The following is a 14,029-nucleotide window of genomic DNA, read 5'->3' as shown; positions in this document are numbered from 1 at the left end:
GTGTCCGAGGGGGGACTTGAACCCCCACGCCCGATAAAGGGCACTAGCACCTCAAGCTAGCGCGTCTGCCATTCCGCCACCCGGACAAGGTGTCTGTCGCTTCGGGGTTTCCCTCGCGGCGACAGAGATAACTCTACCAGGGGTTTGAGGTGCCCCTCACCAGGGTTTTCCGTGGTCAGCGGCGTGGAGCAGCCCGAATCTCCATGATCCAGTCCGAATTGTCCGATGGTACGCACAAGGTGTGTTCGAGCGCGCACGGAGAGTGGTCGGGCGGCCTCGGACCCCTGCGTGAGGGGCCCGAGGGATGGCTCAGCGGCCCTTCTCCCGCAGGGAGTGGAGGTGGGCGCTGGACCTGCGGGCGAAGTCGAGCGAGTCGACCGGGTTGTCGCGCTCGGCCTGCCAGTGGTGGGCGTGCCTGCCGTGGTGGGTGCGGTTGACCGCCGAGATGAAGCGCCGGTAGTCGATGTCCCCGTCCCCGACGTCGGTCATCCGGTAGCCGTAGGGAACGGCGGAGTCGTCGCGGTCGCCGTCCTTGACGTGGAACAGCGGGTAGCGGTGGGGCTGGGCGAGGACGTAGTCGAGGGGGTCGAAGGGGGCGGGGGTGCCGTCCGGACGCGTCGAGTAGCGGTACTGGCCCACGTAGGCCCAGAAGACGTCCATCTCCAGGTGGACGAGGTCCGGATCGGTCTCCGCGAGGAGGACGTCGTAGAGCCGCACGTCCGGGCGGTCGGTGGCGAAGGAGAACTCCTCGGAGTGGTTGTGCTGGTAGAACTTCATGCCGCGCCTCCGTGCCGCGGCGCCGAACCGGTTGAACTCCTCGGCGCAGCGCTTCCAGCCGTCGACGGTGGCGCCGTAGCGCCACGGGCCGGAGGCGGTGCCGATGTGGGGCAGACCGAGGGCCGCCGCGTCGTCGAGGACCCGGTCGAGGTTCTGGGCGAAGGTGTAAGCGCCGGGGTCGCTCGCGTAGTAGCCGACGTGGCTGCCGATGCCGCGCAGTCCGTGGTCGCGGGTGAGGCGCTTGAGTTGGGCGAGCGTGAGGGGGCCGCCGGTGCCCTGGGTGTAGCCGGCGTACTCGACCTCGTCGTAGCCGAACCTCTGGAGCTCGGCGAAGACCGCGGCGAATCCGAGGGCGGCGATCTTGTCGCGCAGAGAGTAGAGCTGGATGCCGAGGCGGCCGGGAGGCAGAACCGGCCTGCCGTGGCCCGTGCCATGGGGTGCGGCGGCAGGGGCCGCGGAGGCGGGGGTGGCCGCCGCGCCCAGCAGGGCGGCGGCGGTCGCGCCGGCGGCGACGCCGAGCATGTTGCGCCTGCTGAGCCGGTGGGTGAGCTCGGGGTCGGCGGCTTCCGTACGGCGGCTGAGATTCATCTGTGGACAACTCCTCGGGTGTCGGTGGGGGCTGCTTCACTGGAGTCAGGTCGGCACCTCAGGCGAGTCCGGCCCGTCGGAGCAGCAGGGACTTCACATCGGTGGCCGCGACGCGGCCGCTGACGGCGCGGGGGGTGGAGCACAGAATGAGCGGACCTACGTCATCGCTCGTGGGGAGGCGGCCATGGCTGCCGCGAATAGGTGAGGGGTCGAGGGGCACGACCGCGAGCCGGTAGCGCAGTCGGGCGTCGGCTCTTCGCCGGATGGTGGCGTGGACGTGCCGTGCGTGGTGCTCAGGGTCCGGCCGAAGGTGACGAGGGGGGTGTACTGGGCCGCGAGGGAGGCGGGCGGGGTGCCTGTCCTTCGACGGCGCTGCCGAGGGTGTCGGTGAGGACGCGTTCCTTCCCGGCGTTCTTTGGCGGCCGCTGCCGCCGGGTCGGCGAGGGCGGCTCCGTCGCCGCCGCCGAGGGTGCTGTCGGACCAGGCGCGTACGGTCAGGGCCCGTTGGAGGAACATCGGGGCGAGGACGGCCCGCAGGAGGGTCTGTCCGGTCTTGCCGTCGCGGCCCGCGTGGGGCAGTCCGCTCGCCGCGAGCGGTGCGGCGAGGGCGGGGTGGCGCAGTCCGGTGGACGGGGTGAAGTCGACGTACGGGCAGCCCGCGCGGAGCGCGGCGGCGGCGTAGAGGGTGCTGGGTGGGAGCCCGACGCCCCCCGACGCCGGCTCCGTGGAGGCCACACTGGCGACGACGACGCGGTCCAGGCCAATGCGTTCCCGGAAGTCCGTCAGGTCGGCGGTGAAGGTGGCGACGAGCTGTTCGTCGGTGCGGGTGTCGCCGGGGAGGGGCCCGCCGGGGCGGATCTCCCGGTCAGCGGCTTCGCGTTCGGCGGTGACGGCGCTCGCCAGGCCGTACGGGAGGACTCCGGCGGTGGTGAGCTGTTCGGCCCGCTTGGGCAGGGGGCTGTCGGTGGTGTCGTGTCCGCCGAAGACGAGTGTGGCGAGCGGTGGGAGGCCGGCGTCGGCGAGGTCGGGTGTCTCGGTGGCCATGCCGGTGGGCGGGTGCAGTCCGGCGACGAGGGCGGCGCAGCCGGCCACGGTGGTGGTGGCGACGGATCCTCGCGCGCCGATGAGCCAGATTCCCGTGCGGTGTCCGGTGGGCATGTCGACGGCCTCCCTGCTCGTCCTGCGGGGGGGGTGTGGGGGTGGTGTGTGGGGGGACGGTGGGCGGGGTACGGCGGCCCCGCCCACCGTCGGTCAGGGCGCGGTCAGGGCGCGGTCAGGGGGCGGTCAGGAGGAGAGCTCCCTGATCTGGATGTTGCGGAAGGCCGCCCGGTCCGCGGCTCCGTGGTTCTGGATGCCGATGTGGCCGCTGGTGAGGGAGCGGGCGGGGTCGGTGTTGGTGAAGTCGTTGATCTTGACGCCGTTGAGGATGACCTGGAGGCGTTCGCCCTGGACCCGGATCTCGTAGGTGTTCCACTGGCCGGGCGGGCGGAGGACGCGGTCGCGGGCGGTGAGGTTGGCCGTTTTGAAGCCGTAGATGGCGCCGGTGGTGCGGTCGGCGGTGTCGGTGGCGTCGATCTGGATCTCGTAGCCGTTGTTCACGGCCGACCAGGGGTCGTCGGAGGCGGGGAAGCCGACGAAGATGCCGGAGTTGTCGTCGCCGGTGAGTTTCCAGTCGAGGGTGAGGGAGTACGACCGGAATTCCTTGGCCTGGTACCAGAGGAGGCCCATGCCGCCGGTGGAGCGGAGTTCGCCGTCGGTGACGTCGAAGCCGCCGGGTCCGGCCTGCTTCCAGCCTTCGGTGGTTTCGCCGTTGAAGAGGCTACGGCTTCCGGTCCGGGGTCGGCAGTCGGCCTTGACCTGGCCGGTGGCGTACTGGAGTCCGCCCGACAGGTGCTGTCGGAAGGCGGGTTCGGTGTACGACTCCTTGGTGTGGCCTCCGCCGGTGTAGAAGGAGCGGCCGCCGCCGTAGGACTGGCACCAGGCGATGGGGTGGTCGCCCTTCATGGTGCCGCCCTGGTAGGTGGTTTCGTCGAGGGTGGCGAGGATGCGGGCCTGACCGCGGGGGTTGGTGCGGTAGTTGTACCACTCGTCGGTGCGCTGCCAGGGGCCGTCGAGGTGAGCGGTGGCGGGGTGGGTGTGGTCCTCGACGCGTACGGTCGCGGGCTGGATGTGGGGGTGGGACTGGAAGTGGGCGCCGACGAGGCCGCCGTAGAAGCTCCAGTCGTACTCGGTGTCGGCGGCGGCGTGGACACCGAGGTAGCCGCCGCCGGTGGAGACGTAGTTCTCGAAGGCGGTCTGCTGGGCGGCGTCGAGGACGTCGCCGGTGGTGGAGAGGAAGACGACGGCGTCGTAGCGGGCGAGGTTGTTGGTGGTGAACTGGCGTGGTTCTTCGGTGGCGTCGACGGTGATGCCGTGCTCGGCGCCGAGTTCCTTGAGGGCGGTGATGCCGGTGGGGATGGAGTCGTGGCGGAAGCCGGCGGTCTTGGAGAAGACGAGGACGCGTTTGGCGGTGCGGTCGGCGGGGGTGTGGGAGATCGTGAAGTCGTCGAGGTCGTAGAGGGCGCCGGTGCCGCCCTTGAAGACCAGGTAGAGCTGGGTGGTCTTGCGGGGTACGGCGCGGAGGGGGACGTCGACGTCCTGGAAGGTCTCCCAGCTGCCGGTCACGGGGACGGTGGTGGAGCCGAGGAGGGTGCCGGTGGGTGAGCCGGTGCGGACTTCGAGGTAGCCGCCGGTGCCGCCGGAGGAGACGCGGGCGGTGAGCTTGGTGGCGCCGGTGAGGTTGTACGGGGTGAAGGAGATCCAGTCGCCGTCGTTGATGTCGCCGACGGTGCGACCGCCGTTGGCCTGGGTCTTGTCGTAGGTGCGGATGCCGTTCTGGCTGTCGAAGTGTTCGGCCTGGCGGTGGCGGGGCTGGAGTTTGGCCTGGTCGCGGCCGGTGAGGGCGGCTTGTCCGCCGCCTCCGCCGTCGGTGTACTCGGCGGTGAAGACGGCGAAGATGTTGGCGTCGTCGTCGTGGCCGCCGTCGGCGGAGGTCTTGATGGTGCCGGTGCAGCCGTTGGCGGAGGTGACGGGATGGCCGTGGCTGTCGTGGCCGAGGACGTAGGTGACCTTGATCTTGGCGCAGTCGATGGGGCCGGTGGTGGCGTCTTCGGGGTCGGTGACGGTCACCTTGAAGGGGATTTCGTCGCCGAAGGAGAAGAGGGCTCCTTCAGCGGGGAGTTGGAGGTCGACCTTGGGTGCGGTGTTGCCGACGACGATGTGGGCGGAGGCTGATCCGGTGCGGCCGGTGGGGTCGTGGGCGGTGACGGTGGCGGTGTAGGTGCCGTTCTTGCGGTAGGTGTGGGTGGGGTTGGCGGTTGCTGCGGTGGTGCCGTCGCCGAAGTCCCAGGTGTAGGTGAGGGGTTCACCGTCGGCGTCGGTGGTTCCGGCGGAGGAGAAGGCGACCTTGAGGGGTGCGGTGCCGGAGGTCTTGTTGGCGGTCGCTTCGGCGACGGGTGAGCGGCCTCCGGTGGCGTTCTCGATGCGGTAGAGGCCGGAGTTGTCGTCGCCGCCGAACCAGGCGGTTCCGTAGTCGAGGACGTAGAGGGCGCCGTCCGGCCCGAAGGCCATGTCCATGATCTGGGTGCCGGTCCAGGGCACGGGGTTGATGGACTGGACGGTGCCGTCGGTGTCCTGGTCGACGCGCTTGATCCAGCGGCGGCCGAACTCGCCGGCGAAGAAGTCGCCGTCGTAGGCCTCGGGGAACTTCACCGGGGAGGTGTTGGCGGGGTCGTACCGGTAGACGGGGCCGCCCATGGGTGATTCGGAGCCGGTGCCGAACTCGGGTACGGAGCCGCCGTTGTAGGGGATCCAGGCGGGTTCGGCGGCGGGCAGGTCGACGAGGCCGGTGTTGTGGGGCGAGTCGTTCCTGAGGGCTCCGCAGTCGAAGGTGGCGCCGGAGGTGCCTGTGGCGAAGTCGTAGTCGACGTAGGGCTCGTTGTCGCCGGTGCAGAAGGGCCAGCCGAAGTTTCCGGGCTTGGTGACGCGGGCGAACTCGACCTGTCCGGCGGGGCCGCGGGTGGGGTCGGCGGCGCCGGCGTCGGGGCCGTAGTCGCCGACGTAGAGGATGCCGGTGGCCTTGTCGACGCTGAAGCGGAAGGGGTTGCGGAAGCCCATGGCGTAGATCTCGGGCCTGGTCTTGTCGGTGCCCGGGGCGAAGAGGTTGCCGGCGGGGACGGTGTACGTGCCGTCGTCGGCGACCTTGATGCGGAGGATCTTGCCGCGGAGGTCGTTGGTGTTGCCGGAGGTTCGGCGGGCGTCGAACGCGGGGTTGCGGCCGGGGCGTTCGTCGATGGGGGTGAAGCCGTCGGAGGCGAAGGGGTTGGAGTCGTCGCCGGTCGACAGGTAGAGGTTGCCCTGGGCGTCGAAGTCGATGTCTCCGCCGACGTGGCAGCAGATGCCGCGGGTGGCGGGGATGTCGATGACCTTCTTCTCGCTGGCGTTGTCGAGGGTGAGGTCGGCTTTCAGGGTGAAGCGGGAGAGGCGGTTGACGCCGTCGTACTTCGCGAGGTCGGCGGGGGTGCCGTCGTTGGGGGCGTCGCCGGCGGGGGTGGTGAGGGGTGGGGCGTAGTAGAGGTAGATGGCGTGGTTGCGGGCGAAGTCCGGGTCGAGGCCGATGCCTTGGAGGCCTTCTTCGTCGTGGGAGTAGACGGGGACAGTGCCGATGACGGTGGTGTTGCCGGCGGCGTCGGTGCGGCGGAGTTCGCCGTTGCGGGAGGTGTGCAGGACGCTGCGGTCGGGGAGTACGGCGAGGGACATGGGTTCGCCGACTTCGGCGGCGCCCTTGGCGAGGGTGACCTGCTGGAAGTCCTCGGCAGCGGCGGCGGGAGCGGCAGCCGTGGCGGGGTCGCGGGTGGGGGTCTCGGTGTCGGCGGCGTGGCCGGTGGGGGCGCCGAGGGTGAGGCCGGCGAGGGCGAGCACGCCGCTGGTGAGCAGGGCGAGGGATTTTCCGGCGAGCGGGGTCCTGGTGCGGGGCCGTCGTTGTCTGTGCACGAGTGTCCTCCGGGAAGGGGGCCGGTCGTACGGGGTCCGCCGTGCCATGGGGGGCGCGGGGCGGGGTGGGGTGGGTGCCGTGGCGCCCGGGAGCGGCGTGCGCCGTCACGCCGTCCGGGGGGCGATGGGCGCGGCGGGTGGGCCGCGACAAGAGGCGCCATGTACACATCAGGTTCGTCTGGGACCGTAGCGGTGTTCGTCCGGGTCGCAAAGCCCTTGTGCGCGAGGAGGTTCGAACTTTCTCCCCCCAGTGGACAAAGGCGTGCGCGGGCAGCACGGCCCGGCCCGGCGGCGCTGTCGCCGCCGGGCGTGGACCTGCGTGTTCAGTTCAGTCGGCGTTCCCGAAGGCCGCGTCGAAGGAGGCGGCGGGCGGGTCGAAGTCGTACCGCTTGAGGTGGGCGAGTGCCTCCGGGGCGCCGGTCAGGCGGTCCATTCCGGCGTCCTCCCACTCCACCGAGACGGGCCCCGCGTAGCCGATCGACCGGAGCATCCGGAAGACGTCCTCCCAGGGCACGTCGCCGTGCCCGGCGGAGACGAAGTCCCAGCCGCGCCGCGGGTCGCCCCAGGGCAGGTGGGAGCCGAGCCGCCCGTTGCGGCCGTCGAGCCGCTTGCGGGCCTCCTTGCAGTCGACGTGGTAGATCCGGTCGCGGAAGTCCCACAGGAAGCCGACGGGGTCGAGGTCCTGCCACACGAAGTGGCTCGGGTCGAAGTTGAGCCCGAAGGCCGGGCGTCGGTCGACGGCCTCCAGGGCTCGCTGGGTGGTCCAGTAGTCGTAGGCGATCTCGCTGGGGTGGACCTCGTGGGCGAAGCGCACGCCTTCGGCGTCGAAGACGTCGAGGATCGGGTTCCAGCGCTCCGCGAAGTCCTCGAAGCCGCGCTCGATCATGCGCTCGGGCACCGGCGGGAACATCGCCACGAGGTGCCAGATGGAGGAGCCGGTGAAGCCGATGACGGTGTCGACGCCGAGGGCCGCCGCGGCCCGTGCGGTGTCGGCGAGTTCGCGCGCCGCTCGCCGCCGTACGCCTTCGGCGTCGCCGTCGCCCCAGATCCGGGCGGGCACGATCGCCTGGTGGCGTTCGTCGATCGGATGGTCGCAGACGGCCTGTCCCACCAAGTGGTTGGAGATCGCCCAGCACTTCAGCCCGTACGCGTCGAGCAGTTCGCGCCTGCCCTTGACGTACGCGGGATCAGCGAGGGCCTTGTCGACTTCGAAGTGGTCGCCCCAGCAGGCGAGTTCGAGTCCGTCGTAGCCGAAGTCGCGGGCGAGCCGACAGACCTCCTCCAGGGGCAGGTCGGCCCATTGGCCGGTGAAGAGGGTGAAGGGTCGGGGCACGGTCGGACACCTCCTAGCTCGATGCGGGCGTGGGCAGCGGTGCGGGCAGGGACGAGGGCAGCGGCGTGGACAGGGATGTGGATACGGGGGTGTAGAGGGCGTTGTTCCGGGCGCTGTCCTCCACCGCGGCCAGGACCCGCTGGACCTGGAGGCCGTCGGCGAAGGAGGGTGCGGGGGCGGTGCCGCTCGCGATGGCGAGGACCAGGTCGCGGGCCTGGTGGGCGAAGGTGTGTTCGTAGCCGAGGCCGTGACCGGGGGGCCACCAGCCCTCCAGGTACGGATGGTCGGGTTCGGTCACGAGGATGCGGCGGAAGCCGGCGGAGACGGCGGGCTCGGTGTGGTCGTGGAAGGACAGCTCGTTGAGCCGTTCGAGGTCGAAGGCGAGTGAGCCCTTCTCGCCGTTGAGCTCCAGTCGCAGCGCGTTCTTGCGGCCGGCCGCCATCCGGGTGGCCTCGAAGGAGGCGAGTGCCCCGGAGGCGAGCCGTCCGGTGAACAGGGCCGCGTCGTCGACCGTGACCTGCCCGTACGCCTCCGAGCCCGCTCCCCCGCCGAGGCCGCCCGCCGAGGCGCCCGCGAGCAGCGGCCGCCTCCGTACGAAGGTCTCGGTGAGTGCCGACACCCCTACGAGCGGCTCCCCCACCAGGTACTGGGCGAGGTCGACGGCGTGTGCGCCGAGGTCTCCGAGGGCGCCCGAGCCGGCGTGTTCGCGTTCCAGGCGCCAGGTCAGCGGGAAGCCGCGGTCGACGAGCCAGTCCTGGAGGTAGGTGACGCGGACGTGCCGCAGCTCGCCGAGGCGGCCGTCGGCGACGAGCTGTCGCGCGTACGAAAGGGCGGGAACCCGGCGGTAGTTGAAGCCGACCATGGCGATCTGGCCGCGGGCGGCGGCGGCCTCGGCGGCCGCCGCCATCGTCTCGGCCTCGGCCACCGAGTTGGCGAGCGGTTTCTCGCACAGGACGTGCTTGCCGGCCTCCAGGGCGGCGACGGCGATCTCCGCATGGCTGTCGCCCGGGGTGCAGACGTCGACGAGCTGGACGTCGTCGCGGGCGATCAGGGCGCGCCAGTCGGTCTCGGTGGCGGCCCAGCCGTGGCGGCGGGCGGCGGCCCTGACGGCGTCGGGGTCGCGTCCGGCGACGGCGGCGAGGACGGGCCTCAGCGGCAGGTCGAAGGCGCGGCCCGCGGTGCGCCAGCCCTGTGAGTGGGCGGCGCCCATGAACGCGTAGCCGACCATGCCGACGCCGAGCGTCGGCGGTGCGGCCCCGCTCTCCGTCGTGTCCATTCGGTTCCTCCGTTTCGTGGTGCGGCGAGGTCCTGCTCCCGGGGGCGGTCGGGCCGCCCGGGCCGGTCAGCTGAAGCCGGTGGGCAGGTACTCGTCGACGTTCTCCTTGGTGACGACGGCCGAGTAGAGGGTGATCGAGGCGGGGATCTCCAGCTCGGCCATGCCGCCGATGCCCTTCTTCTGGCCGAGGGCGCGGGCGAGGTCGATCGCGGAGGCGGCCATGGTGGGCGGGTAGAGGACGGTGGCCTTGAGGACGCCGTCGTCGGCCTTGATGGCGTCCATGGCGGACTTGGCTCCGGCGCCGCCGACCATGAGGAAGTCCTTGCGGCCGGCTTGGGCGATGGCGCGGAGCGCACCGACGCCCTGGTCGTCGTCGTGGTTCCAGAGGGCGTCGAACTTCGGTTGGGCCTGGAGGAGTTGGGCCATCTTGGCCTGGCCGGACTCGACGGTGAAGTCGGCGGCCTGGCGGGCGACCTTGCGGATGTTCGGATAGTTCTTGAGGGCGTCGTCGAAGCCCTGGGTGCGCTGTTTGGTGAGTTCCAGGCTGTCCATGCCGGCGAGTTCGATCACGGTGGCGTTCGGCTTGTCCTTGAGCTGTTCGCCGATGAACCGGCCGGCGTTGAGTCCCATGCCGTAGTTGTCGCCGCCGATCCAGCAGCGGTAGGCCTGGGGGGAGGCGAAGATCCGGTCGAGGTTGACGACGGGGATGCCGGCCTTCATGGCCTGGAGGCCGACCTGGGTGAGGGCCTTGCCGTCGGCGGGGAGGATGACGAGGACGTCCACCTTCTTGTTGATGAGGGTCTGGACCTGCCCGATCTGGGCGGCGGTCTCGTTGGAGCCCTCGGTGATCTCCAGGGTGACGTCGGCGTACTTCTTCGCGCGCCGCTGGGCGTTCTCGTTGATGGCGTTGAGCCAGCCGTGGTCGGCCTGGGGGCCGGCGAAGCCGATGGTGACGGGGGTGCCGGGCTTGTCGTCGGCTCCGGGGGCGGAACTCGCGGCGGGCGCTGTGTTCTCGGGGTTCCTGGGCTCGTTGCTCGTGCAGGCGGTAAGGACGGCACCGGCGGAGACGGCCGCGCCGCCGAGGAGGAGGTGTCTGCGGCTGGTTTCGGGCATGGCGGTGGATCCCTTCTGGAGAGGGGTGGTGCGCGCGAGGGGGTGGGAGGGGGGTCGTCAGGTGTCGCCGTCGCGGGCCGAGCGGCGCTGGACGAGGACGGCGGCGACGATGATGGCGCCCTTGGCGATCTGCTGGACGTCGCTCTGCAGGTTGTTGAGGGCGAAGATGTTGGTGATCGTGGTGAAGACGAGGACGCCGAGGACGGAGCCGACGATGGTGCCGCGGCCGCCGCTGAGGAGGGTGCCGCCGATGATGGCGGCGGCGATGGCGTCGAGTTCGTACAGGTTGCCGTTGGTGTTCTGTCCGGAGCCGGCGAGGACGATCAGCAGGAACGCGGCGACGCCGCAGCACAGTCCGGAGAGCACGTAGAGGAGGAGGCGCTGGCGGCGGACGTCGATGCCGGCCAGGCGGGCGGCCTCGGGGTTGCCGCCGACGGCGACCGTGCGGCGGCCGAAGGTGGTGCGGTTGAGCAGCAGCCAGCCGGCGCCGGTGACGGCGGCGAAGACGAGGACCAGCGGTGGGATGCCGAGGACGTAGGCGTCGGGGACGCCGAGGTCGAGGACGGAGTCGACGGTGACGATCTGGGTGCGGCCGTCGGTGATCTGGAGGGCGAGGCCGCGGGCCGAGGCGAGCATGGCCAGGGTGGCGATGAAGGGGACCATTCCGCCGTACGCGATGAGGACGCCGTTCACGAGCCCGCAGCCCACGCCGACGACGACGGCCGTGAAGAGGATGCCGACGAAACCGAACTCCTGGGTGGCGAGGGTGGTGGCCCAGACGGAGGCGAGGGCGACGATCGCGCCGACGGACAGGTCGATGCCGCCGCTGGTGATGACGAAGGTCATGCCGACGGTGACGACGCCGATGACGGAGGCCTGGGTCAGGACGAGTTGGAGGTTGGAGGTGGCGAGGAACTCGGCGGGCCGGGTGAGGCCGCCGACGGTGATCAGGACGGCGAGGACGCCGAGCAGGGACAGGTTGCGGACGTCGGCCTTGAGTCCGAGTGCCCGCCAACGGCTGTCCTCGGCCGGGGCCTTGGCCGGGGTGGTGAGGGTCATGCGGTCGGGCTCCCTTCCATCACGAGGTCGAGTACGCGGTGTTCGTCGAGGTCGCGGGCGGGTGCCGTGTGGACGACGCGGCCTTCGCGGAGCACCAGCACGCGGTCGGCGAGGCCGAGGACCTCGGGCACCTCGCTGGAGACGAGGAGGACGGCGAGGCCGTCGTCGGCGAGGCGGCGGATGACGGCGTAGAGCTCGGCGCGGGCGCCGACGTCGACGCCGCGGGTGGGTTCGTCGAGGAGGAGGACGCGGCAGCCGCGGAGCAGCCAGCGGGCGAGGACGGCCTTCTGCTGGTTGCCGCCGGAGAGGGTGCGGACGCGGGCCTCGGGCCGGTCGGGGCGGAGCGAGAGCGTACGGGTGGCGGCGCGGGCGGCCTCGCGTTCGGCGGCGCGGTCGAGCCAGCCGGCCCGGGAGAAGCGGGCGAGGGAGGAGACGGAGACGTTGCGGGTGACGGATTCGAGGAGGAGGAGACCCTGTGCCTTGCGTTCCTCGGGTGCGAGGCCGAGGCCGGCGCGGACGGCGGCGGGGACGCTGCCGGGGCGCAGGGGCTTTCCGTCGACGAGGACGCGTCCCGCGGTGGGTCGCCGTGCCCCGTAGACCGTCTCCAGGATCTCGGAGCGGCCGGAGCCGACGAGTCCGGCGAGGCCGACGATCTCCCCGGGGCGGAGTTCGAGGTCGACGGGTTCGAACTCGCCTTTTCTGGCCAGGCCTTGGACGTGGAGGACGGGTGCGGCGGTGGGCGGGCGCACGGGCCGCTCGGGGAAGACGTAGGGGACGTCCCGGCCGGTCATGAGGGCGACGACGTCCCGGGTGGGTGTCGTGGCGGGCAGTCCGCGGGCGACGGCCCGGCCGTCCTTGAGGACGGTGACGCGGTCGCCGATGCGGCGGATCTCCTCCAGGCGGTGGGAGATGTAGACGACGGCGACTCCGTCGGCGGTGAGGTCGGCGACGATCCGGAAGAGGTTGGCGACCTCGTCGGGGTCGAGGGCGGCGGAGGGTTCGTCCATGACGATGAGGCGGACGTCGTGGGAGAGGGCGCGGGCCATGGAGACGATCTGCCGCTGGGCGGCGGAGAGTGCGCGGAGGTGCCGGTCCGGGTCGATCTCGGGGTGGCCGAGCCGTGCGAGGAGGGCGGCGGTGGCGGTGCGGGCGGCGCCGCCCCGGACGAACCCGGCGGTGGTGGGCTCGTGGCCGAGGTGGACGTTCTCGGCGACGGAGAGCCCTTCGACGAGGTCGAGTTCCTGGTAGATGGTGGCGATGCCGAGGCGGACGGCGGCGCTCGGGGAGCGGAGCCGGACCGGTTCGCCGTTCCAGGTGATCCGGCCCGCGTCGGGCTGGTGGGCGCCGGCGAGGACCTTGATGAGGGTGGACTTGCCGGCGCCGTTCTGGCCGAGGAGGCAGTGGACCTCGCCGGGGGCGACCTCCAGGTCGACGCCGTCGAGGGCGCGGACGCCGGGGAAGGACTTGGTGATGCCGTGCATCGTGAGCAGGGGCGGTTGTTCTTGGGGCATGACGGGGATCCCCTCGGCGGGTACGGGTGGCGCCGGAGCGGGTGGGTGAGGTGGGGCCCGGCGGTGCGGGCCGATGGGCACACACCGCCGGGGAGTCGGCGAGCTACTCGGACGCGCTACGCCGGGGAGAAGAGGTGGTCGCTGATGAGACGGGCCGCGCCGGTGACTCCGGCGGTCTGGCCGAGCTCTCCGAGGACGATGGGGAGGTTACCGGTGGCCAGGGGCAGGGACTGCCGGTAGACCTGGGTGCGGACACTGGCGAGGAGGTTGTGACCGAGGCCGGTGACACCGCCGCCGATCACCACCAGACCGGGGTTGAAGAAGCTGACGAGTCCGGCGATGACCTGCCCGACCCGGTTGCCGCCCTCGCGGATGAGGGCGAGTGAGGTGGCGTCGCCGGCGGCGGCGGCCGCCGCGACGTCGACCGCGGTGAGCCGTCCGGCCGCCGCGAGGCGGGCCGCCAGCTCCTCCGACCTGCCGCCCCGCGCCGCGTCCTCGGCGTCCCGGGCCAGGGCGGCGCCGCTGAAGTGGGCTTCCAGACAACCCGTGTTGCCGCAGGCGCAAGCGCGGCCGTCGGGGTCGACCTGGATGTGGCCGATGTCGCCGGCGCTGCCCGTCGTCCCGCGGTAGACCTCGCCGCCGACGACGATGCCGCAGCCGATGCCGGTGCCGATCTTGATGCAGAGGAAGTCGCCGACGGAGCGGGCGACTCCCGCGTGCTGCTCCCCCATGGCCATGAGGTTCACGTCGTTGTCGACCATGACGGGGCAGCCGAGTTCCTGGCTGAGGGCCTCCCTGACGGGGAAGCCGTCCCAGCCGGGCATGATCGGCGGGGCGACCGGGACGCCCTCGGGGAAGCGGACGGGGCCGGGGACGCCGATCCCGGCGCCGTCGAAGCCTTCCGCGATGCCGGTGTCGCGGAGCTTCGCCGCCATCGACAGGGCCTGTTCGAAGACGGCGACGGGCCCTTCGCGGACGTCCATGGGGTGGTTGAGGTGTCCGAGCACCTCCAACTCGGCGTTGGTGACGGCGACATCGACGGAGGTGGCGCCGATGTCGATGCCGAGGAAGCGGAGTTCGGGAGCGAGTCGGATGTTGTGGGAGCGGCGGCCGCCCCGGGAGGCGGCGAGACCGTCGGCGACGACGAGTCCCGTCTCCAGGAGACGGTCGACCTCGACGGCGAGCTTGGAGCGGGAGAGGTCGATCTGATCGCCCAGCTGCGCACGGGAGTTGGGACCTCCGTCGCGCAGCAGGCGGAGGAGTCGCGCCTGATGCCGGTTGGCGGGTCGTGCCGTCATGCGTCTCACGCGCCCCTCCCTCTCGTCGCACGCTCTCCTTCGG

Annotated in this window: 8 protein-coding genes, 1 tRNA gene and 2 pseudogenes; all 11 read right to left on the bottom strand. The window is 71.6% G+C overall.

Translation table 11 applies throughout. From position 1 onward, the window contains the following. Position 1: 1 nt before the first annotated feature. The 11 genes and pseudogenes from ACFWWU_RS21825 to ACFWWU_RS21775 all read right to left on the bottom strand — a co-directional run bounded on the left by ACFWWU_RS21825 (position 2) and on the right by ACFWWU_RS21775 (position 13,986). Positions 2 to 86, bottom strand: a tRNA-Leu gene (locus ACFWWU_RS21825). Positions 87 to 309: 223 nt separating this feature from the next. Then, on the bottom strand, positions 310 to 1,365 hold the full coding sequence (locus tag ACFWWU_RS21820; RefSeq protein WP_384147469.1) for a sugar phosphate isomerase/epimerase family protein: 1,056 nt from the start codon (positions 1,363 to 1,365) through the stop codon (positions 310 to 312). A gap of 58 nt (positions 1,366 to 1,423) precedes the next feature. Further along, positions 1,424 to 1,702 (bottom strand): annotated as a pseudogene (locus ACFWWU_RS21815) (alkaline phosphatase family protein); the annotation flags it as partial. Positions 1,703 to 1,721: 19 nt separating this feature from the next. After that, positions 1,722 to 2,523, bottom strand: a pseudogene (locus tag ACFWWU_RS21810) (inositol-3-phosphate synthase); the annotation flags it as partial. A gap of 126 nt (positions 2,524 to 2,649) precedes the next feature. Continuing rightward, the gene (locus tag ACFWWU_RS21805) at positions 2,650 to 6,396 is read right to left on the bottom strand and encodes a ThuA domain-containing protein (RefSeq protein WP_384147468.1); all 3,747 of its coding nucleotides are present in this window, start codon (positions 6,394 to 6,396) and stop codon (positions 2,650 to 2,652) included. Between the two features lie 328 nt (positions 6,397 to 6,724). Then, positions 6,725 to 7,729, bottom strand: coding sequence for a sugar phosphate isomerase/epimerase family protein (locus ACFWWU_RS21800; protein WP_329620311.1), 1,005 nt, complete (start codon positions 7,727 to 7,729; stop codon positions 6,725 to 6,727). Positions 7,730 to 7,742: 13 nt separating this feature from the next. Then, positions 7,743 to 9,005, bottom strand: coding sequence for a Gfo/Idh/MocA family protein (locus tag ACFWWU_RS21795; RefSeq protein ID WP_384147467.1), 1,263 nt, complete (start codon positions 9,003 to 9,005; stop codon positions 7,743 to 7,745). A 66-nt stretch (positions 9,006 to 9,071) separates the two neighbouring features. After that, the gene (locus ACFWWU_RS21790; RefSeq protein ID WP_384147466.1) at positions 9,072 to 10,118 is read right to left on the bottom strand and encodes a substrate-binding domain-containing protein; all 1,047 of its coding nucleotides are present in this window, start codon (positions 10,116 to 10,118) and stop codon (positions 9,072 to 9,074) included. Between the two features lie 57 nt (positions 10,119 to 10,175). Then, the gene (locus ACFWWU_RS21785; protein WP_384147465.1) at positions 10,176 to 11,177 is read right to left on the bottom strand and encodes an ABC transporter permease; all 1,002 of its coding nucleotides are present in this window, start codon (positions 11,175 to 11,177) and stop codon (positions 10,176 to 10,178) included. Continuing rightward, positions 11,174 to 12,688 carry a sugar ABC transporter ATP-binding protein gene (locus tag ACFWWU_RS21780; protein ID WP_384147464.1) on the bottom strand — a complete coding sequence of 505 codons (1,515 nt, stop codon included), beginning with the start codon at positions 12,686 to 12,688 and terminating at the stop codon, positions 11,174 to 11,176. The genes ACFWWU_RS21785 and ACFWWU_RS21780 overlap by 4 nt, the downstream gene beginning before the upstream one ends. Positions 12,689 to 12,804: 116 nt before the next feature. Next, positions 12,805 to 13,986, bottom strand: a complete 1,182-nt coding sequence (locus ACFWWU_RS21775) for an ROK family protein (protein WP_384147463.1) — start codon at positions 13,984 to 13,986, stop codon at positions 12,805 to 12,807. Positions 13,987 to 14,029 lie beyond the last annotated feature (43 nt).

Source organism: Streptomyces sp. NPDC058650 (assembly GCF_042717315.1).
In the GTDB taxonomy this organism is placed as follows: domain Bacteria; phylum Actinomycetota; class Actinomycetes; order Streptomycetales; family Streptomycetaceae; genus Streptomyces.
Note: the sequence above shows the minus strand (reverse complement) of the source record. Positions and strands in the feature narration are given on the sequence as shown.

Bases quoted from the DNA above. Each gene is read 5' to 3' on its own strand.
- ACFWWU_RS21820 (WP_384147469.1), bottom strand. From the start codon at position 1,365: ATGAATCTCAGCCGCCGTACGGAAGCCGCCGACCCCGAGCTCACCCAC.
- ACFWWU_RS21795 (WP_384147467.1), bottom strand. From the start codon at position 9,005: ATGGACACGACGGAGAGCGGGGCCGCACCGCCGACGCTCGGCGTCGGC.
- ACFWWU_RS21790 (WP_384147466.1), bottom strand. From the start codon at position 10,118: ATGCCCGAAACCAGCCGCAGACACCTCCTCCTCGGCGGCGCGGCCGTC.
- ACFWWU_RS21785 (WP_384147465.1), bottom strand. From the start codon at position 11,177: ATGACCCTCACCACCCCGGCCAAGGCCCCGGCCGAGGACAGCCGTTGG.
- ACFWWU_RS21780 (WP_384147464.1), bottom strand. From the start codon at position 12,688: ATGCCCCAAGAACAACCGCCCCTGCTCACGATGCACGGCATCACCAAG.
- ACFWWU_RS21775 (WP_384147463.1), bottom strand. From the start codon at position 13,986: ATGACGGCACGACCCGCCAACCGGCATCAGGCGCGACTCCTCCGCCTG.